The sequence below is a fragment of the Saccharothrix luteola genome, from assembly GCF_020859565.1.
In the GTDB taxonomy this organism is placed as follows: Bacteria; Actinomycetota; Actinomycetes; order Mycobacteriales; family Pseudonocardiaceae; genus Actinosynnema; species Actinosynnema luteola.
In genome coordinates this window covers 392,017-410,839 of the sequence record NZ_JAJHUO010000001.1, presented here as the reverse complement: position 1 = coordinate 410,839, position 18,823 = coordinate 392,017, and the positions used below count along the sequence as shown (strand labels likewise).

Below are 18,823 nucleotides of genomic sequence, written 5' to 3'. Positions count from 1 at the left end.
GGTCCTGGCCGGTCGGGTGGTGGCATCAGGTGCGGGCTCCGTGGGGGAACAGGGCGCGGTAGGCGGTCAGGTGCTCGGTGTCGTCGGCCAGGAACGGCAGGTCGGAGGGGACCATGCGGCGCACCGCCAGCAACGGGACCGGGGCGTACAACGGGCGGAACGCCGGGTTGCGGATGCCACCGGCCGCCGGTGGGCCGTCGTGGAACTGGCCGATCATCAACCCGGCGCGGACGAACGCGGTCTTCGAGATCCGCTGTGCCTCGTCCACGGCCCAGGCGACATCGCCGGGACCGATCGCGGGGAACAGGACCAGCAGTGCCTGGTGGATGTCGGCGGGATCGGTCCGCGCGGTGAACCAGTCCCGGTAGCGGTCCATGAGACCGACCACCTCGCCGGTGTGGTCCGGTCGACCGGTGACCACGGCCACCGACAACGCCTGCGCGGCCAAGGAGTGGGGGACGTAGGGGCACACCGGTCCCGAACGGCCCAGTCGCGGGTGGGTGCGGCACAAGTAGTCCCGCACCCACCGGTCGACCGCGGCGGACACCCCGTTCCGCCCACTCCACGGCACGGGGGTGGCGAACACCGTCGAGCGAACCGCTCTCACGCCTGGTCGAACACGTGACCGGCGTCGTCGGCGTCGTCAGCGGTGTAGAACGCCACCGCGCTGGCCAGCACCTCGTCCACGCTGACCCGGCCGTCGCCATCAATGTCGATCCGCGCCGCCTGCTCCTCCGCACCCCGCTGGGTGGCACCCATGGCCCGCAGCACCCGCGCCCACTCGACGAGGTCGACCACACCGTCGCCGTCGACGTCCGCGACGTCCACGACGGCCTCCGCCCACGGACGTGCGATCAGCTCGAACCCCTCCGGGTTGTGGCGCAGGCGCACCTGGGCGGCGTCCACGAACTCCGACTCGGTGATCCCGCCGTCCCCGTCGGTGTCCGCGACCTCCAGCAGACCGGAGAAGAAGGTCCGCGCGCCGTCGAGCAACCGGATCCCCTCGGGCGACTCGGGGTCTCGTCCACACGAGACGGTGATCGCGCGCGCCATCGCCTCGAAGTCGACGACGTCGACCACCCCGTCCCGGTCGCGGTCGAAGGTGGCGAAGCGGGCCGCCATCTTGGCGGAGTAGGCGCTCTGCGTGGTGGTCACGGACAACATCTCCTCGAAGTCGAACCGGCCGGGGTGCTTCGATCGACGCCCGGTGTCCCATGCTCACCGCAGGGCAGACCTCACTACCCACCTCCACCCGTGCTTGTACTCGATCAGGTGAAGTGAAATCACCCCATGGGTCGCCTGGTTGTGCTCGGTGACGCCGAGCGTGGGCGAACACGGGACGTCGAGTGCGGGCAAGACCACCCTGGCCCGGGCTGTTCAGGACGAGAGCGACACTCCGTTCGTCTACTGGGGTAGCGACACGTTGTTCAGCCTGGTGCCGGCGAACCGGGGCGGCGGACGCGACGGTCCGCTCAGCCGGGACGGCTTCTGGTACGACCGCACCGGCGACGACGTGGACGCGCTGTCGGGCCTGGAGGTGCTGCTGGTCCACGACCACAGCACCACTTGCGACACGACCGTCGACAGCACCACGGGAACGCCGGCCGAACTGGCCAGAGCCGTGCTGCGCGGGCAACCCATCCGGTAGGACCCAGCTGAGCGCACGGCGCGCGGGTCCCCGCGAATCTGCGGGAACTGCACGGCGTTGCCGCGCGACTAGTGGGCAGGTGTTCCCTTCGTCCCCACCAGAGGTGCCCCGTGTCCGCTTGGTGACGAGCGTGCAGCTCTCCGACGACCTGACCGCGACGACGCGGGTGGTGTTCTCCTTGCCGGACTCGGCGGGGGAGTACGCGCAGACGGTGTACGTCGACCCGTACACCGTGCGGGTCGACGGCTCGCCGAGGTGCAGGTTCGCGTGCAGGTTGTCCAGCCACGCGGTGACCGGCGTGGCCCCGAACCAGGTGGTCAGCTGCCGGACAAGGTCGCGGTCGACCCCGGGAACGCGACGGTGACCGCGCGGGCGGACTTCGCCGACCGGCCGGTGTTGGCGAAGCTGTCGACGTTGGGCATCCAGGCGCACATGGGCGTGCTGTTCGGCCTGGTCAACCAGATCGCGTTGGCGCTGCTCGCCGCAGGCATCCTGGCGCTGGTCGTGCTGGGCTACCGCATGTGGTGGCAGCGCCGCCCCACCCGCGCCGACCGCCGGGCGCCACTGGGCGCCGCACCCGAGCGCGGCACGTGGCAGCACCTCCCGCTGTGGTTCGTCATCCCCGCGCCGCTCGTGCTGATCGCCATCGGCTGGGCGATCCCGCTGCTGGGCCTGAGCCTGCTGGCGTTCCTCGTCCTCGACGCGCTGATCGGCCTGGCTCGCCGACGCGGTCGCGCCAGGACCGACGCGGCGGCCGGATCGGCGGGCTGAGCCGCAGCACGAGGAGGACCGCGGCGGTCAGCCGCCGTGGTCGCCGCCGTCGCGGTGATCGGTGCCCTCGATCGGTGACGAGGGCTGGTCGTGGATCGGCCCGACCGCGGAGCCGAGCGTCCACGCGGTGGCTGCCACCAGTACCAGGACGGCCCCGTACAGGCCGAGCTTCGCCAAGGGGGACAGCCGCGCCACCCGGTCGCCGACACCGCCCATGCCGATCACCAGGCCGCATCCCGCGACCAAGGCCACCGCGAGCACCCCGGCGACGATTGCCATCACGAGCGGCTCTCCTTTGGCGAGCGGCAGGTGTACTCAGCCCACTTCGGTGGCCTCGTCGCCGGCGGCGCGCAGCAGGTCCTCGCGGGCGCGGGCGACGCGGGAGCGGATGGTGCCGATCGGGCAGCCGGCGATCTCGGCGGCCTCGGCGTAGGGCAGGCCCAGCACCTGGGTGAGCACCAGGGCTTCGCGGCGGTCGGGGTCCAGCGCGTCGAGCAGCACGTTGAGCTCCACCGCGTCCTCGAAGCCGCTGTGGACCGCCTTGCGGTCGGCCTCCCGGGCCCAGTCCGCGCCCGGCGACAGGCGGGGGCGGGACTGCGCCATGCGGATGTGGTCGACGACCACGCGGCGGGCGATGACCAGCAGCCAGGTGCGGGCCGACGAGCGGCCGGCGAAACGGCGCAGGCTCGGCAGGGCGCGGGCGTAGGTCTCCTGCGCGAGGTCGTCGGCGAGCCCGATGTCGGCCAAGTGGGCGACGAAGCGCCACACGTCGCGCTGGGTGGCGCGGACGAAGCGCTCCAGGGCGTCGCGGTCACCGGAACGCGCGTCGAGCGCCCAACGCGTCACCTCGTCGTCGGATGCTTTCACGATTCCGGATCGTATCCACAAGATGTCGGGAACTCGTGAGCCGAATGGAGCGACAATTGGTGTGTGGACTGCCAATCCTGCCGTGAAGCGCTCTCGGCCCGCCTGGACGGGGAAGCCGAGCCCGTAGCCGCCGCCGAGACGGACGCGCATCTGGCACAGTGCACCGCCTGCACCCGCTGGCAGGCGAGCGCACAGGCGCTGACCAGGACCATCCGCGTCCGGCCCGTCGGGCCGGAACCGGACCTGGTCGACGCCGTGCTGGCCGCCGCCCCACCCCGTCACACCGCCCTGACCCCGCGCCTCGCCCTGGCCGCGGTCGCCATCGTCCAACTATGGCTCGCCCTCGCCCAGCTGCTCGCCGGGGCCACCGGCGGGCATCCCGGACACGGGTTCTCCACGCACCTGTTCAACGAGGGCGCGGCGTGGAACCTCGCGTTGGGCATCGGCCTGCTGGTGGCCGCCGTGAACGCGCACCGGGCCTCCGGTCTGCTGCCCACCCTGGGCGGGTTCGTCGCCGTGCTGGTCGCGTTCTCCGTCAACGACCTGCTCACCGGCACCGCGACCGCCACCCGGGTGGTCTCGCACCTGCCCCTGCTCGCCGGCCTGCTCCTGCTCTACCTCGTCGCCCGCGCCCACCGCGGGCAGCCGACGCCGGGGACCCCCGCCAAGCACGACCACGACCGCGGTCACGCCGACGACTCCGACGGGGACGACGTCGCGCCGCAGCCGGGCGGACGTCGCGGACGACCGCGCCACCTCCGACCCACCGCCCACCGACGAGCCGCCTGATCCCACGGACACGCCGGGACGGTCCAGACCCACCGTCCCGGCGTCACACCTCGACCGACCACGGGCGACGCACCGCGGTGAACCTCCTGGAGTCCAGTGTCCCAAGGTCGCCCCGACCCCGCGGTCGGTCCCCGGCACCGCTCGGACGGCCCGGCGACGAGACCGGTGGACGATCGGCGGCGCGTCCTCGTCGTGGCCTACGACGACGCGCAGATCCTCGACATCGCCTGCCCCGCCGGGGCCCTGGACATCGCCAACCGCTACGGCGCGAGCCCGCCCTACGACGTGGAGCTGGGCACGCTCGGCCGGAGGGCGGCCCGTAGCTCCGTCGGCATCACGCTGGGCGCCGGGCGCGGGCTGGAAGCGGTGACCGGACGCCTGGACACGCTGCTCGTCGTGGGCGGCGCCGGGTCCGAACGGGCGGCGGCCGACGAGCGGCTGGTGGCGCAGGTGCGGCGGTTGGCCGCGCGCAGCAGGCGGGTCGCGTCGGTGTGCACCGGCACGGACGTGCTGGCCGCCGCCGGGTTGCTCGACGGCCGCCGGGTCACCACGCACTGGGGCTACGGCGACCGGCTCGCCGCCCGGCACCCGTCGGTCGCGGTGGACGTCGGACCGCTCTACATCCGTGACGGCAACGTCTACACCTCCGCCGGCGTGACCAGCGCGCTAGACCTGACGTTGTCGCTCATCGAGGACGACCACGGGTCGACCCTGGCCCGCGCCGTGGCCCGCGAACTGGTCACCTACCTGCACCGGCCCGCCGACCAGGCGCAGATCAGCACGTTCCTGGCAGCCCCGCCGCCGGGCGACCGGCTGGTCCGGGACCTCACCGGCTACATCGCGGGCCACCTGGCCGAAGACCTGACGCCCGTGGCGCTCGCGGCCCGCGCGGGCGTGAGCACGCGGCACCTGGCCCGGCTGTTCGCCACCCACCTCGGCACGACCCCGGCCCGAGCCGTGCGGTCCGCGCGCGCCGAGGCGGCGGTGCACCTGGTGCGCTCCAGCGGGCTGGCGTTGGACGCGGTCGCCCGCCGCTGCGGGTTCGGGTCGGCGCAGACGCTGCGGCAGGCGCTGCGGGACCACTACGGCGCGAGCGCGGACACGATCCGCAAGATGCCGGACATGCCGCGGGCACGGGTCGCCGCCGGAGGCGACACTCCGGTGCCATGACGCGAAAGACGACCCGCAGGGCACTGCTCCGGGCGGGTGCGGCCACCGCCGCGCTCGCCGCCACCGCGCACGCCCCGACCGCGCAGGCCGACACCTCGCCGGCCGGGCGTCCACCCGGCGCGGGGCCGAGGATCGGGATCCTGCTCTACGACGGCTTCAGCCTGCTGGACCCCGCCGGCCCGGCCGAGGTCCTGGCCCGGTTGCCCGGCGCCACGGTGACCATGGTCGCCGAGCGGCGCGGGCCGGTGCGCACCGACACCGGGGACGTGGCGCTCGTGGCCGACCGGTCGATCGCCGAGGTGGACGACCTGGACGTCGTCCTGGTCCCGGGCGCGGGCGAGCGGGGCACGGTCGGGGCCATGGGCAACCAGGCGCTGCTGGACTGGATCCGCCGGGTCCACCGGCGCAGCCGCTGGACCACGTCGGTGTGCACCGGCTCGCTGGTCCTCGCCGCAGCCGGGTTGCTGGACGGCCGTGAGGCCACCACGTACTGGGCCTCGGCCGACTACCTGAGCACCGCGTTCGACGTGACCTACCGGCCCGAGCGCTACGTGCGCTCCGGCAAGATCATCACCGCGGCCGGTGTCTCGGCGGGCATCGACATGGCGCTGCACCTGGTGTCGCTGATGGCGGGGGAGTCCACGGCGCGGGCGATCCAGCTGGCCGCGGAGTACGACCCGCGACCTCCGTTCGACTCGGGCAACGCCGCGCACGCCGACGCGGAGCTCAAGGCGCTGGCCCTGCGGCTGCTCGCCGAATCGCAGGTGTGACCCCGGGGCAGGCGACCCGTCACACCGCCGCGTCGACGCGGTGGCCGACCCGGACCACCGGGATGATGCCGCCCGCGGCGGCTTGGGCGCGGTGCAGGGCGAGTTCGGCGGTGGGGCCCTCGGCGAGGACGATGCCGGTGCCGGAGCGCTGGTCGGCCAGGTGCTCCAGCACGTCGCCGGGGCTCGCGGTCGGGTACCACTCCGGATTCCCGGGCAGGTGGGGCAGCCGGTCGAGGCCGGTCCAGCCTTCCAGCACGCCGGCTTCGCGCGGGTAGACCACCACGAATCCGGTCGCGGTGCCCCCGACCGCAGCGCCGTCGAGCAGGCCGGGTCGCCGGTCGAGGGCGATCTGGACCATCGAGTCGTAGGCGTTGACGCCCAGGGCCCGGCACAGGGCCTCGCCGACGAGGGCGCCGCCGATGCGGGCGTTGATCTCGACGACCTCGGGACCGGTCGCGGTGAGCACGAACTCGGTGTGCGCGAAGCCGCGCTGGTGCCCCGCGGCTCGCAGCACCCGGCTGATCCAGTCGGCCAGTGCGGCGTGGTCGGTGTCCGGGAAGGCGACCGGGAACCCGGAAGCCTCCTCCCGGCGCAGCGGTTCGGGGGACATGACCCGGCTGAGCAAGCCGAGCAGTCGGGTCTCGCCCTGCCAGGTGACGGTTTCGGCGCTGTAGAGGGGGCCTTCGAAGTAGGGTTCCGCGATCAGGCGGCCCTTGAGCGGGGTGACAGCGGCTTGTACCAGGGCGGCGTCGCGTTCGGCGGGGGAGCGCGCCAGCCACACCGCGCGGGAGGACGTGCCCGCGGAGTCCTTGAGCACCAACGGGAACGCCTCGGCGGAGTTCGGGTCGAGCGGGCCGCTGCGGCTCAGGCCGTGCTCGTGGAGCCTGGCCCGGACGGCGGCCTTGTCCCGCAGCACGCGCACCGCGTCGGGGGCGGGACCGGGCAAACCCAGCCGGGCGGCCAGGTCCGCGCCGGGCAGCGCCCAGGTGTCGGTGGAGCTGATCAGCCCGGCCAGGTCGGGAACGCCTCTCAGCGCCCGCTCGCACGCCGCCACGTCGGTGGTGTCGATGTCCACCACGCGGACCCGCTCGCCGCAGCGGGACAGCTCGTGGGTGTAGATCGAGCGGTCGCCGGTGAGCAGGACGAGGTCGTGGCCCTCGGCGCGGGCCGCGTCGGCGAGGCGGCCGAGGCCGAAGGTGAGGGCTTCCAGCAGCACGATGGTCACGGCACGGGGTCCTTCCTGCGTTCGTGAGGACGTTCCTGGGTGAGGACGGCCGGTCCGTGCGGGCGTCGTGCCCAGTCGATCGCGGCCCACGGCGGGGTCAGCTCGTCCAGCGAGCCGATCTCGACCGGGTCGAGCAGCGCGGGGTCGAGGGCTTCGCGGTGGCGGGTGAAGACGCGTTCGGTGTAGCGGTGGCCGGTGTCCGCGCCGATGACGACGTGCGTGCGCAGGGGGTCGCGCTCGGCCTCCCACTTCGCCGCCAGGTGGGCCGCGCCGGTGGACAGGCCCGCGAAGACGGCGTGCTCGCGCATGAGGTCGATGGTGGCGGCCATGGCGTGCTGGAAGTCGAGCCAGTGGATGCGGTCGTAGAGCTGGTGGTGGACGTTGTCGAAGTGGATGGCGCTGCCGATGCCGGCGATGATGGCGTCGGGGTCGGTGAACCGCTCGCTGCCGAAGGTCACGCTGCCGAACGGCTGCACGCCGACCAGCCGGGTGAGCGGGTCGTGCTCGCGCAGCGCCCGGGTCAGCCCGCCGCTGGACGCGCCCGTGCCGACGCTGCCCACCACGGTGAGCGGTTCGCCGGGTAACGCGCGCAGCAGCAGGTCGGCCAGCTCGGCGTAACCGAGCTGGTGCACGGGGTCGTGGTACTGGCGCATCCAGTGCATGTCGGGGTGCAGCGCCAGCAGTTCGCGCACGCGGGCGACCCGGCGGTTCTGGTCCAGCCTCAAGTCGTCGGAGAGCGGCATCTGGTCCACGGTCACGCCGAGGATCTCCAGCTGCGCGCGCATGGTGTCGTTGACGGTGGTGGAGGCGACGATGTGGCAGCGCAGGCCGTAGCGGTGGCAGGCCATCGCCAGGGCGAGGGCGTAGATGCCGCTGGAGCTGTCCACGACCGTCTGTCCCGGGCGGAGCGCCCCGGTGTCGACCAGGTGCCGCACCGCGCCGAGTGCGGCGTAGACCTTCAGGGTCTCGAAGCGGACCAGCACGGTGTTCGGCGCGAGCCGGATCAGCGAGGGCGTCTTGATGGCGTCGGTGATGTGCTCGTGGACCGGCGGGGCCAGGGCGTTGTGGTCGAGCACGGTCCTCACCTCCCGATCGAGCGCGGGCCGCGGGGCGTGCCCGGTGTCGCCGTCGTGCGTGTCAGGATCATGGTCGAGCCCTTTCGGGTGTGGTCGTGTCGTCGAGCGGCGTCGGTGCGGACGGAGGCGCGCGAGGACCGCTCCAGTCCTACTGGTCGTCGGTGAGGCTTCGTCGGTTCCCGCGGTGGTGGAATCGGGTGCGGGTACGAGGGAACTTCCCGGGGTGGTGCGACGACCAGTGCTGTGCCGGGGAGTCGAGCGCGAGCTGGGGTGGTCGATGGGCACGGGTGCGTCGCGCGGTACGGGAACCAGGAGGCGTTCTGCCGGCAGGGGTCTCACCGGAGCCCAGCGCGCGTTGCTGGTGGGCGGGTGCCTGGTCAACATCGGCACGTTCGCGGTCTACCCGTACCTGGCCGTCCTGCTGCGCGACCGGCTGGGTGTCGGGATGGCGCAGGTCGGCGTGGTGCTCGGGGTGGCCACGCTGGTGCAGTTCGCGAGTGCGCCGTTGACCGCGGCGTTCGCCGAGCGGATCGGGTTGAAGCGGTGCCTGCTGCTGGCCACCTCCGTGTACGGCCTGGGTGCGGTGACGTACCTGGTCGGCGCGGAAGACCCGGCGTTGACGGTGCTCGCGCTGTTCCTGGGCTGTGGCGCGGGTGCGCTGTACTCGCCGGCCTACCGCGGCTACCTGGTGCACTCGGCGACGGCCGAGCAGCGCCCCAAGGCGCTGTCGGCGGGCAACGCGGCGGGCAACCTCGGCATCGCGCTCGGACCGGTTGTGGGCGCGGTGTTCCTGCACGACCCGGGGCGGTTGTTCGCGATGACGACGGCGCTGTACGCCGTGCTGGCGGTCGGTCACTTCTTCCTGCGCCCGGAGAGCGCGGCGGCGTCCCCGGCGCGGGTCGAGCCGTTCCGGCGGGTGCTGAAGGGCTTGGCCGGGTTGCCGTTCGCGGTGACGGTGCTGACCCACTACCTGTACATGCAGTTCTACCAATACCTGTCGCCCTTCGCGGAGGACCGCGTGCCCACGGCCGTCTACGGGGTGGTCATGATGGGGTACTCGCTCGCGGTGGTGGCGGTGCAGCCGTTGGTGGCACGGCGGGTCGGTCGCGTCGGCTACCCGTCGGCGGTGGCGGTCGGCTCCTGCTGCATGGCCTTGGGCATGGTGGCGTTCGCCGGTGGCCGGGTGGTCGGTCTCGCCGCGGGCGTGGCGGCGATGGCGGTGGGCACCGCGGTGCTGTTCCTCAAGAACGACCTGGAGGCGTTGGCGGGGTCGACGCGGTCGGCCACGGTGACGTTCGGGCAGCAGCGGTTGGCCGTCGGCGTGGGTTCGTTGCTCAGCGGTGTGGTCGGCGGTGCGGTGTACGGGCTGTTCGAGCGGGCGGAGCTGCTGCCGGGGTTCTGGTTGGCGGTGGCCGCGCAGTGCCTGTTGCTGCCGCCGCTGGTGCTGGTGGTGGCCCGCCGGTTGTCCAGGACCGGGTGATGCGCCTGCGGGATCACGAATTCGTGGGCTTCTCGTACACGGTGATGTAGTCGCCCTCGGCGCGGAACGGCTCACGGCGCCAGCCACCCCACCGATGCACGCGCCGCAGCCCGGCCAGGCGGGCCATGAGGTCGAGTTCGGCCGGCCAGGCGTAGCGCATGAACGCCGGCGCCAGCTTGATCCCGCGCTCGGTGATCAGCACGTGGTGGCCCTCGAAGCGCTGTTCGACCGGATCGTGGCGGACGGCGGCCAGCCGCACCCGGTCGAGCCCGACCTGGTGGGTCTCCAGCGTCTGGTTGCGCTGGTAGCGGGCGACGTCGGGCATCGGGCACTCCAGCACGAACCGGCCCCCGGGCAGCAGGCGCTGCGCGGCGTTGGCGAAGCAGCGCACCTGTTCTTCCTGGTCCTGGAGGAAGAAGAAGGTGGAGAACACGACGAACACCATGGCGAACAGGTCGTCGGTGCCGTCGTCCACATCGGCCATGTCGCCGATGACGACGGGGATGCGGTCGCCGCCGGGTTTGGCGCGCAGGCGGGCCACCATCGCCTCCGAGGCGTCCACGCCTCTCAGGTCGACGCCCAGCGAAGCCAGGGGGATCGTCACCCTCCCGGTGCCCACCGCGAGCTCGAACACCGGCCCGGCCGGACCTTCCCCGATGAGCTCGGCCAGGCCGCGCACCGCGTCGGTGGGGTCGTGCGCGGCGTGCCACTCGTCGTAGACGTCGGCGTTGAGCTCACCGTAGGTCTCCGGCCCGAAGTCCCGCATGCGATGTCCTCCCCAGGTCGACCTCCAGCAGGTCGGCCGGCCGACCACCGGAGTTCCCGGCTACCGCGGAATCGTCACCGCCTCCGCGTTCGCGTGGTGCCCGGGAACCGGAGGGCGGTGCGGTACGACTTCTGAGGTGGTGGCCGGTTCGTCAGCGGCCCGAGCGGGAGGAACAGGGTGCGCGGTGTCGAGTAGTGGCACGGGTGTCGAGGACGTGGTCGACAGCGGGGTCACCGCACTGCCACGCGGTACCGGGGCGCGTCGGCGAGTCGGGTACGTGGCGGGGCTGTTCGGGCTGCTGGTCCTCCTGCTGCTGGGCGCGGTGGTGGTCCTGATCGCGCAGGGTTCGATCGCCATCCCGATCGGCGAGGTCCTGCGCGTCCTGACGGGCCAGGACGCGGAGTCCGCGGTCAACCGCACGATCGTGCTGGACGCGCGGTTGCCGAAGGTGGTGGCCGGGTTGCTGGCCGGTGCCGCGTTGGCGGTGGGCGGGGCGCAGATGCAGACGCTGTTCCGCAACCCGTTGGCGGACCCGTTCGTGCTCGGCGTCAGCTCGGGCGCGATCCTGGGCGCGTCGGTCGTCATCCTGGGCACCAGCGGCGTGGGGTGGTTGTCGGGTCTGGGGCTGGTCAGCCAGCTCGGCGTCACCGGTGCCGCGGTCGCCGGGGCCGCCGGGGTGCTCCTGATCGCCCTGGGCATCGCGCGCCGCGTCGGAGACCCGGTGGTGGTGCTGGTCGTCGGCGTGATGCTGGGTTACCTGGCGGGCGCCGTGGTGGACATGCTGGTCTACTACACCGACCCGGACCGGTTGCAGGCGCTGGCCACGTTCACCCGCGGCTCGGTGCGCAACGTGACGTGGAACGAGTTGCAGGTCATCGCCGTGTCGTGCGCCGTGGTGCTGGTGCTGTCGGTGTTCCTGGCCCAGCCGCTCAACGCCCTGCTGCTCGGCGACCGCTACGCGGGCAGCCTCGGGATCAACGTGCGGCGGGTGCACTTCCTGTCGTTGGCGAGCGTGGCGGTGCTGTCGGGGATCACCACGGCCTACTGCGGCGCCATCGGGTTCGTCGGCCTGGCGGCTCCGCACCTGGCACGGGGGTTGCTGCGCACCTCGGACCACCGGCTCGTGCTGCCCGCGAGCGCGTTGATCGGGGCGGTGATCGTGCTGGTCGCCGAGTACGTGGCGGGGGGCAACGGGTTGACCCGGACCTCGCTGCCGCTGAACTCGGTGACCGCGTTCGTCGGCGCGCCGGTGATCCTGTGGGTGCTGCTGTCGGGCCGGGCGAGGAGGCAGGCGTGACGACCGAGAACCCCCGACCCGCCTTGCAGGCGGTGGCGCTCGCGGCCGGTTATCGGCGGCGTCGCCGTCATCCCGCCGTTACCGTGCTCCGGGACGTGCACCTGGCCGCTCGGCCCGGTGAGCTGATCGCGTTGATCGGCCCCAACGGCGCGGGGAAGTCGACCCTGCTGCGCACGTTGGTCGGCGCGCAGCCGCCACTGGCCGGCCACGTGCTGCTCGACGGCCGCGACCTCGCGACCCTCTCACCGCGACAGCGGGCGCGGCGGTTGGCCGTCACGCTGACCGAACCGGTCGACGTGGGGCAGATGAGCGTCGAAGCGGTGGTGGCGCTGGGCCGGATGCCGTACCGGTCCTGGATCGGCCGGGAGAAGGACCGGGACCGCGCCGCGGTGGACCGGGCGCTGGCCGACGCCGGGGTGGCCGACCTGCGCGACCGCCCGCTGACCGACCTGTCCGACGGTGAGCGCCAGCGGGTCATGGTGGCCCGTGCCCTGGCCCAGGAGCCCGCCGTGCTGGTGCTGGACGAGCCCACCGCGTTCCTGGACGTGGCGCGCCGCATCGAGTTCGCGGCGATGCTGACCCGGCTCGCCGCCACGACCGGTGCGGCGATCGTGCTGTCCACCCACGACCTGGGGTTCGCGCTGCGCCGCGCCGACCAGGTGTGGTTGGTCGGCGGCGACGGCACGGTCACCGCCGGCGCGCCCGAGGACCTCGCCTACGGCGACGCGGTGACCCGCACGTTCACCGGCGAGAACATGTCCTTCGACGACGCCGCGGCCACCATCGTCGTCGCCGACGTCACCGAACCGGGGGCCACCGTGCGGGTGGTCGCCGACGGTCGGCTGCGGCAGTGGGCCGAGCACGCCGTGCGCCGCGCCGGGTGGGAACCCACCTCCGAGGACGCCGACCACATCCTGAGCATCGAGCACGGCACACCGTGCCGCTGGAACGTCGACGGCGCGCCGGGCGTCGGCTTCGACGCCCTGGTCACCCACCTGCGCGGCCGAGCCGCGTCGCTGCCCGAAGACGCGCGGACCGGGTAGCGCCCACCCCGCCGACGCCCCGTCCCGCAACCGGAACCCACGCACACGCAGGAGAGCACCACCGTGAACACACTCATCCGCTCGGCCGTCGCGCTGCTCGCGCTGCCCCTCGCACTGGCCGGCTGCGGGGGATCGAGCCCCGGCGCGTCGGGCGGCCAGGCAGGCGCGGAGGGCTGCGTCACCGACTACGCCGAGGGCCGGGACTACTTCCCCGACAAGAGCACCGTCACCGAATCCGAGCTGTGGCAGATCAGCTACCACAACTCCTACAAGACCATCACGCTCACCGACACCGAGAACGCCGACGGCCCCGAGCTGAAGTACGTGCTCTACCAGTGCGGGACACCCCAACCGGAGGCCACCGGCGACTTGGCGGGTGCACTGGTCGTCCAGGTCCCCGTCACCAACGTGTCGGTCACCTCGTTCAACGCGCTCGCCATGGTCGACCGCCTGGGCAAGAACCAGACCATCACCGGCTTGAGCGGCCAGCTGCTGGGCAACGCCGAGAAGGACAAGTGGTACGCCGGCGTGGCCGAGGCCGCGGGCAAGCCGATGTCGATCGGCGAGTACACCGACCTGAACAAGGAAGCCGTGCTGGGCCTGAAGAACCAGGCCATCTTCATGTCCGGGTTCGGCAAGGGCTTCGACGACATCAGCAACGCCCGCGCCGCCGGCATGCCCGGCGTGAGCGTGTCCAACCGGCTGGAGCGCCACGCCCTGGCCTCCGCCGAGTGGATCAAGATGGTGGCGGCCTTCTACAACGCCGAAGCCGCCGCCAACACCGAGTTCGACACCATCAAGGCCAAGTACGACGAGGTCGTCGCCACCGTGTCCGGCAAGATCGACAACCGCGAGGTCGGCTACCTCTGCATCGCCCCGGAGCGCGGCTGCGAGTTCCTCCACGGCCACGGCGCCGAAACACTCGTCGGCCGCCTGCTCGCCCAACTCGGGGTGGACAACGTCTTCGCACCCGACAACCCCGCCCCGAACGGTCAGCCGTACGACTTCGAGAAGGCCGTGGGCACCGCCGCCGACGCCGACTTCTTCATCGTCTACGACCCCGTGAAGATGACCCGCGACACGCTGACCGCCGACCCGCGCACGAACCAGTTCCGGCCCTTCCGGGAGAACAACTTCATCGCCGGCGTCGACGAGAACTTCGAGGAGTGCCGCGCCAAGACCTACCTCGACGTCGACGTGCTCATCCGCGACTTCGCCACCGGCCTGGCGCCGGACCTGTTCCCCGGTGCCAAGGCCACCTGATCCCCCCGCCCCACCTGAGGAGTCGAGGCCGCCGGGCGCCCGGGCCCGGCGGCCCTCGACTCGTCTTCTCAGGCGCGGACGCCCCGGACGATCAGCCGGCGTGCGTGGTTGTCGTAGGGGGAGCAGTCGAAGTCGCCGAAGCACTCGACATCGGTGAACCCGGCCTCCTCGAACAGGGCCCGCAGCTCGGCGGCGCTGTAGAGGGTGGAGTAGAGCGACGTGCGCCGCACCTCGTTCCCGCGCACCCAGGTCCAGTCGCTGCGCAGGCGCGTCCAGTCCTCCAGCACGGTGTCGCGCATGAACACCGTGCCGCCGTCCACGTCCACCGCCTGCGGGCGGCCGACCCAGCCGGCGAACACCTCCTTGCCCAGGACGTCGACCAGCAGCCGCCCACCGGCGACGAGGTTGGCGTGGGCGTTGCGCAGCACCGCCAGGTTCTCGCCCGGGTCGGTGAAGTAGCCGAACGACGTGTACATGTTGATCACCAGGTCGTAGGCGTCCGGCTCGACGTGCTCGCGCATGTCCGCCCGCACCAGCCGCGCCCGCACACCTGCCCGCTCGCACACCTCGTGCGCCCGCGCCAGCATCGCCTCGCTCAGGTCGACCCCGGTGACCACCGCTCCGCGGCGGGCCAGCGGCACGACGTGGGTCGCCGGTCCGCAGGCGAGGTCGAGCACCCGGTCGCCGGGGGCGACCTCGAGCAACGGCGAGGTGGTCACCAGGCGTTCAGCCTCCGCCGCCCGGTGCGGCGGGAACATCACCTCGGCGAAGCCCGTCCAGAGATCGTCGTCCTCGTACCAGTCCATGCCGCTCCAGCCACGTCGTCCTCGGGTGGAATCGCACCGCTCCAGTCTTAGGGTCGTCGGGGAACGCCCGCTGGTTCCCGGCACGGGCGAACCCCGGTCGACTTCGCGGGAACTTCCTCGCCCGCCGGGCCGACCACTGGTCGTGACGACTCGGCCTTCGGAACCGGGGAGATCGATGCGACCCACGCAGGCAGCCCGCGCGTACCCGTTCCGCGAGCCGACCGCACTGGTGCTGGAGCCGGAGTACGCCCACCTGCGGCAGCGCGAACCGCTCAGCCGGATCTCGCTGCCCTACGGCGGCGACGCCTGGCTGGCCGTGCGGCACGCCGACGTCCGCACGGTGCTCGGCGATCCGCGGTTCAGCCGGGCGGCGCTGCTGGACCGGGACGTGCCCCGCGCCTCGCCCCGCAGGCACACCGACGCGACGTTGCACACGGTGGACCCGCCCGAGCACACCCGGCTGCGCCGCCTGGTCGCCGCCGCGTTCAGCCCTCGCCGGATCGAGCGCCTGGCGGAGCACGCCCAGCACGTCACCGACGAGCTGCTCGACCGGATCGAGGAGCAGGGACCTCCCGCCGACCTGATCACCGGCTTCGCGGTGCCGGTGCCGGTGGCGGTGATCTGCCAGATGCTGGGCGTCCCGGTCGCCGACCGCGACCGGTTCGCCGGCTGGATCGACGTCGCCCTGGCCACCACCGCGTTCTCCAGCGAGGAGATCCACGACGCGTTCGCCAGTTTGAAGGACTACGTGGCCGGCCTGGTCGCCGCCCGCCGCCGCGAACCGGGCGACGACCTGCTCGGTGCCCTGGTCGAGGCGCGGGACACCGAAGACCGCCTCAGCGAGAACGAGCTCGTGGTGCTGGGCGTGACCTTGCTCTACGCGGGCCTGGAGACCACGACCAGCGAGCTCGGCAACGGCATCCACACCCTGCTCACCCACCCCGACCAGCTCGCCGCGCTGCGCGCCGACCCGTCGCTGATCGACCGGGCGGTGGACGAGCTGCTGCGCTTCAACCCCCTGGTGACCTCGGCGGGGTTCACCCGGATCGCGTTGGAGGACGTCGAACTGGGCGGCGTGCTCGTGCGGGCCGGTGACGCGGTGATGGTGCACCCCGACGCCGCCAACCGCGACGAGCGCGTCTTCGAGCGCCCTGACGAACTCGACGTGACCCGAAAGCCGAACCCGCACCTGGCGTTCGGGTTCGGCCTGCACTACTGCGTCGCCGCGCAACTGGCGAAGGCGGAGCTGCGCGTCGCCATCGGCTCCCTGCTGCGCCGCTTCCCGGACCTGCGCCTCGCGGTCGGCGTGGAGGAGCTGTCCTGGCGGCGCGGTCGGATGGCACGCGGCCTGGACCGGCTCCCGGTCACCTGGTCTTCCGCATCCTGACGGCGATAAAGAACGGCATCTGCCGCGTCTTGAGGAACCGCCGCTCGTCGATGCGCCGGGCTTCCTCGGCGGCCTGCGGCTCGACGACGCGCTCCAACGCGAAGCCGGCGTCGAGGAGTTCGTTGAGGAAGGTCTGGAGCGTCATGCGGCGATAGCTGATGGTCGGGGTGGGTCGTGGACACCAGCAGGACACCGCCCGGTCGGAGCACGCGGTGCACTTCGGCGAGCAGCTGCCGACGGGCTTCGACGTGGTGGTGCACCAGCGCCATCACCACGACGTCGAACGAGTCGTCGGCGAGGAAAGCCGGCGGCTCTTCCAAGTCGTGGCGGCGCAACGTCACCGCCGGGTCGTCCCCGATCCGCTCGCGCGCGTGATCGAGCAGCGTCCCACTTCCCTCGACCCCGACGACCTCGCCCGCTCCCCGCGCGCGCAACTCGGCGATGTAGTGCCCTGCGCCGCAGCCCACGTCGAGGACCCTCAACCCCGAGACGTCGCCTGCCAAGGCGAGCCCAGCCGGCCGGTCGGTGTGGGCGTTGTAAGGGCTGTCGGTCGCACGGTGGGCACCAGTAGCCCGATCGCGTGCTCGCGGAACGCCGTCGGCAGGGCGCGTCCGATCCCACGCCTGCGCGCCGCCTCGGCGACGCCGATCTCGTACAGCTGCACCTGCGAGTAGCCGCAGACGTGGCGCTGCCTGCAGCCCCACGCCCACCTCGCCGTCCTCCAAGGCCGCGAACGCGACCGTCGCCGGGTCTTCCAGGAACGGCGCGTGGTCCTCGAGCACGACATCGCGGAACCTCCGCACCGCGACGTCGAGCAACTAGTGATCCTCGGCGGTCAACCGTGGGCGCGCACCCCGACATCCTCCGCCGGGAGCCGGCTCGCCCGCCAGGTGCCCGATGCGGCACCTGTCACGCGTGGTTCCCCTGCTGCCTGGTGACCGCGGCCCCGACCAGCGGGCACGTGCGGCACGTGTGGCCGGTGGGCGTGCGGTAGAACAGGCAGCAGCTGCGGCGGGTGCCGTCGGGGGACAGCGCGTCGCGCAGCGCCGGTGCGGTCAGCAGCCGGTCGCCGAGGTCGCCGAGGTCCGCGGGCAGCGACCGCAGGGCGCTGCGCAGGGCTGCGGCGGCATTGCCCCACAGCAGACCGTTGGCGACCTTGACGACCGAGCGCAACCCGGCGTGGAACGGCTTCAAGTGCTCCTCGACGACAGCGCGCAGCAGCAGCGGGGTGGGGTCGCCGGTGGTGGTCCAGCCGCCCGGCTCGGGCAGGGACAGCCGCACGGAGGCGTCCTCGCCGATGCGGTACCGCAACCGGTCCAGGTCGGGGACGACACCGCCGCCGGCCAGCGCGCCGAGGGCGACCGACCACAGCCCGGCCGCCACCAGGAACTGCAGGGTGGAGGCGGCCACACGCGCTTCGGCCATCCCGAAGTGCGCACCGACCTGGCTCACGGCCTCGGCCAACGCGTCCGGATCCTCGGGCAACGAGCGCAGCAGCCCGCCGGTGCGGTCCTCGTCCACGGTGAAGTACGGGCTGGTCGCCGCCGTCGAGGCCAGCGCGGCGGCGACCTCGGCCGGGTCGGCGCGCCGGACCGCACGCGACCCGGCCGCGGCGTCGGGAAGGTCGGTCCGGCGTGCGTCGGCGAGCCGGATCCCGGTAGTGGCCGGTCCAGGGCCGGTCATGGCTTTGGCCTCACAGGTCCCTCCGGGAGTGGGTGGTGACGTGGACCGGCGGCGGGTGCGGTGGAAACCGGGTTCCTCGTGCCCCGGTCCCCACCGCTGTCCTGCGATCGGGCTCAACGTGGAAGGGCCCTTGCACAAGTGGTCGTGCCGGACCCGATACGGGTTCCCGTGCTGAGACGGCTGTTTCACGCAGGGGACTGCCGCACCTGGTGCGGGAGCCGGGCGGTTGCCTCATCGGCCCGTTCCGGGAGCTGCACCACGGCAAGCACCACGCGGCCTACGTCAAGGGTGCGAACGACACCCTCGAACGGCTCGCGAGACCAGGGAGAAGGAGGACTTCTCCGGCATCGTCGGCCTGGAGAAGACCTTCGCGTTCAACCTGTCGGGGCACGTGCTGCACACGATGTTCTGGGACAACCTGAGCCCGGACGGCGGCGACCGGCCCGACGGCGAGCTGGCCGCGGCCATCGCCGAGCACTTCGGCTCGTTCGACGCGTTCGCCAAGCAGCTCACGGCCGTGACCACGCTGGTGCAGGGGTCGGGCTGGGGCGTGCTCGCCCGGGAGCCGCTGTCGCAGCGCCTGGTCGTCGAGCAGGTGTACGACCACCACGGCGACGTCGGCATGAACACGACCCCGGTGCTGGTGTTCGACGCGTGGGAGCACGCCTACTACCTGCAGTACCGCAACGTCCGGCCGGACTACGTGCAGAAGCTGTGGTCGCTGGTGAACTGGACCGACGTGACCCGCCCTACGTGGCCTGCCTGCGCGGCACCCGCCTGTA

At 72.6% G+C, this 18,823-nt stretch carries 21 protein-coding genes and 2 pseudogenes; 12 read left to right on the top strand and 11 right to left on the bottom strand.

Annotated elements, in window-relative coordinates; genetic code table 11:
- Positions 1-25: 25 nt before the first annotated feature.
- Positions 26-607: a DUF6875 domain-containing protein gene (locus tag LNK82_RS01670; protein ID WP_230565087.1), complete on the bottom strand. Its 582-nt coding sequence runs from the start codon at positions 605-607 to the stop codon at positions 26-28.
- Positions 604-1,155 carry an EF-hand domain-containing protein gene (locus tag LNK82_RS01665; protein ID WP_230565086.1) on the bottom strand — a complete coding sequence of 184 codons (552 nt, stop codon included), beginning with the start codon at positions 1,153-1,155 and terminating at the stop codon, positions 604-606. The genes LNK82_RS01670 and LNK82_RS01665 overlap by 4 nt, the downstream gene beginning before the upstream one ends.
- A gap of 157 nt (positions 1,156-1,312) precedes the next feature.
- On the opposite strand from LNK82_RS01665, the gene LNK82_RS01660 reads away from it, so the two are divergent.
- From LNK82_RS01660 to LNK82_RS01650, 3 genes are all read left to right on the top strand, one after another.
- A complete protein-coding gene (locus LNK82_RS01660) occupies positions 1,313-1,648 on the top strand; it encodes a phosphotransferase-like protein (protein ID WP_230565085.1) in 336 nt (111 codons plus the stop codon).
- A 130-nt stretch (positions 1,649-1,778) separates the two neighbouring features.
- Positions 1,779-2,012, top strand: coding sequence for a hypothetical protein (locus LNK82_RS01655; RefSeq protein WP_230565139.1), 234 nt, complete (start codon positions 1,779-1,781; stop codon positions 2,010-2,012).
- Positions 2,009-2,419, top strand: a complete 411-nt coding sequence (locus LNK82_RS01650) for a PepSY domain-containing protein (RefSeq protein WP_372470381.1) — start codon at positions 2,009-2,011, stop codon at positions 2,417-2,419. The genes LNK82_RS01655 and LNK82_RS01650 overlap by 4 nt, the downstream gene beginning before the upstream one ends.
- Before the next feature lie 27 nt (positions 2,420-2,446).
- Here LNK82_RS01650 and LNK82_RS01645 read toward each other — a convergent pair whose 3' ends face one another.
- Positions 2,447-2,698: a hypothetical protein gene (locus LNK82_RS01645; RefSeq protein ID WP_230565083.1), complete on the bottom strand. Its 252-nt coding sequence runs from the start codon at positions 2,696-2,698 to the stop codon at positions 2,447-2,449.
- A 36-nt stretch (positions 2,699-2,734) separates the two neighbouring features.
- Positions 2,735-3,289 carry an RNA polymerase sigma factor SigC gene (sigC, locus tag LNK82_RS01640; RefSeq protein ID WP_372470389.1) on the bottom strand — a complete coding sequence of 185 codons (555 nt, stop codon included), beginning with the start codon at positions 3,287-3,289 and terminating at the stop codon, positions 2,735-2,737.
- 60 nt (positions 3,290-3,349) lie between these two features.
- Here sigC and LNK82_RS01635 point away from each other — a divergent pair, with 60 nt between their 5' ends.
- The 3 genes from LNK82_RS01635 to LNK82_RS01625 all read left to right on the top strand — a co-directional run bounded on the left by LNK82_RS01635 (position 3,350) and on the right by LNK82_RS01625 (position 6,015).
- Positions 3,350-4,075: a zf-HC2 domain-containing protein gene (locus LNK82_RS01635; RefSeq protein WP_230565081.1), complete on the top strand. Its 726-nt coding sequence runs from the start codon at positions 3,350-3,352 to the stop codon at positions 4,073-4,075.
- Between the two features lie 165 nt (positions 4,076-4,240).
- Positions 4,241-5,245, top strand: a complete 1,005-nt coding sequence (locus LNK82_RS01630; RefSeq protein ID WP_230565080.1) for a GlxA family transcriptional regulator — start codon at positions 4,241-4,243, stop codon at positions 5,243-5,245.
- Positions 5,242-6,015: a DJ-1/PfpI family protein gene (locus LNK82_RS01625; protein WP_230565079.1), complete on the top strand. Its 774-nt coding sequence runs from the start codon at positions 5,242-5,244 to the stop codon at positions 6,013-6,015. Before LNK82_RS01630 ends, LNK82_RS01625 begins: the two co-directional genes overlap by 4 nt.
- Before the next feature lie 19 nt (positions 6,016-6,034).
- Here LNK82_RS01625 and LNK82_RS01620 read toward each other — a convergent pair whose 3' ends face one another.
- Both LNK82_RS01620 and LNK82_RS01615 read right to left on the bottom strand, forming a co-directional pair.
- Positions 6,035-7,240, bottom strand: a complete 1,206-nt coding sequence (locus LNK82_RS01620) for an ATP-grasp domain-containing protein (RefSeq protein ID WP_230565078.1) — start codon at positions 7,238-7,240, stop codon at positions 6,035-6,037.
- A complete protein-coding gene (locus LNK82_RS01615; protein ID WP_230565077.1) occupies positions 7,237-8,316 on the bottom strand; it encodes a cysteine synthase family protein in 1,080 nt (359 codons plus the stop codon). Before LNK82_RS01615 ends, LNK82_RS01620 begins: the two co-directional genes overlap by 4 nt.
- Positions 8,317-8,539: 223 nt before the next feature.
- Here LNK82_RS01615 and LNK82_RS01610 point away from each other — a divergent pair, with 223 nt between their 5' ends.
- Complete coding sequence (locus LNK82_RS01610; RefSeq protein WP_230565076.1) at positions 8,540-9,796, top strand: MFS transporter; 1,257 nt, start codon at positions 8,540-8,542, stop codon at positions 9,794-9,796.
- Between the two features lie 13 nt (positions 9,797-9,809).
- On the opposite strand, the gene LNK82_RS01605 is transcribed toward LNK82_RS01610, so the two are convergent.
- Positions 9,810-10,562 (bottom strand): class I SAM-dependent DNA methyltransferase, encoded by a 753-nt coding sequence (locus LNK82_RS01605; protein ID WP_230565075.1) that lies wholly within the window; start codon positions 10,560-10,562, stop codon positions 9,810-9,812.
- Between the two features lie 184 nt (positions 10,563-10,746).
- Between LNK82_RS01605 and LNK82_RS01600 the strand changes: the two genes are divergently transcribed.
- The 3 genes from LNK82_RS01600 to LNK82_RS01590 all read left to right on the top strand — a co-directional run bounded on the left by LNK82_RS01600 (position 10,747) and on the right by LNK82_RS01590 (position 14,165).
- Complete coding sequence (locus LNK82_RS01600) at positions 10,747-11,859, top strand: FecCD family ABC transporter permease (protein ID WP_230565074.1); 1,113 nt, start codon at positions 10,747-10,749, stop codon at positions 11,857-11,859.
- Positions 11,856-12,902 carry an ABC transporter ATP-binding protein gene (locus LNK82_RS01595; protein WP_230565073.1) on the top strand — a complete coding sequence of 349 codons (1,047 nt, stop codon included), beginning with the start codon at positions 11,856-11,858 and terminating at the stop codon, positions 12,900-12,902. The genes LNK82_RS01600 and LNK82_RS01595 overlap by 4 nt, the downstream gene beginning before the upstream one ends.
- A 63-nt stretch (positions 12,903-12,965) precedes the next feature.
- A complete protein-coding gene (locus LNK82_RS01590; protein WP_230565072.1) occupies positions 12,966-14,165 on the top strand; it encodes an ABC transporter substrate-binding protein in 1,200 nt (399 codons plus the stop codon).
- Between the two features lie 68 nt (positions 14,166-14,233).
- Here the strand turns inward: LNK82_RS01590 and LNK82_RS01585 are convergent, their stop codons facing one another.
- On the bottom strand, positions 14,234-14,971 hold the full coding sequence (locus LNK82_RS01585; RefSeq protein ID WP_230565071.1) for a class I SAM-dependent methyltransferase: 738 nt from the start codon (positions 14,969-14,971) through the stop codon (positions 14,234-14,236).
- 175 nt (positions 14,972-15,146) lie between these two features.
- Here LNK82_RS01585 and LNK82_RS01580 point away from each other — a divergent pair, with 175 nt between their 5' ends.
- A complete protein-coding gene (locus tag LNK82_RS01580) occupies positions 15,147-16,358 on the top strand; it encodes a cytochrome P450 (RefSeq protein ID WP_230565070.1) in 1,212 nt (403 codons plus the stop codon).
- Here LNK82_RS01580 and LNK82_RS01575 read toward each other — a convergent pair.
- The 3 genes and pseudogenes from LNK82_RS01575 to LNK82_RS01565 form a co-directional block, all read right to left on the bottom strand.
- Complete coding sequence (locus LNK82_RS01575; protein WP_230565069.1) at positions 16,336-16,503, bottom strand: hypothetical protein; 168 nt, start codon at positions 16,501-16,503, stop codon at positions 16,336-16,338. The two genes, LNK82_RS01580 and LNK82_RS01575, sit on opposite strands and share 23 nt — an antisense overlap.
- Positions 16,504-16,531: 28 nt before the next feature.
- A pseudogene (locus tag LNK82_RS48195) lies at positions 16,532-16,825 on the bottom strand (class I SAM-dependent methyltransferase); the annotation flags it as partial.
- Between the two features lie 442 nt (positions 16,826-17,267).
- The gene (locus LNK82_RS01565; protein WP_230565067.1) at positions 17,268-18,041 is read right to left on the bottom strand and encodes a (2Fe-2S)-binding protein; all 774 of its coding nucleotides are present in this window, start codon (positions 18,039-18,041) and stop codon (positions 17,268-17,270) included.
- A gap of 197 nt (positions 18,042-18,238) precedes the next feature.
- On the opposite strand from LNK82_RS01565, the pseudogene LNK82_RS48190 reads away from it, so the two are divergent.
- Positions 18,239-18,789 (top strand): annotated as a pseudogene (locus LNK82_RS48190) (superoxide dismutase); the annotation flags it as partial.
- Positions 18,790-18,823 lie beyond the last annotated feature (34 nt).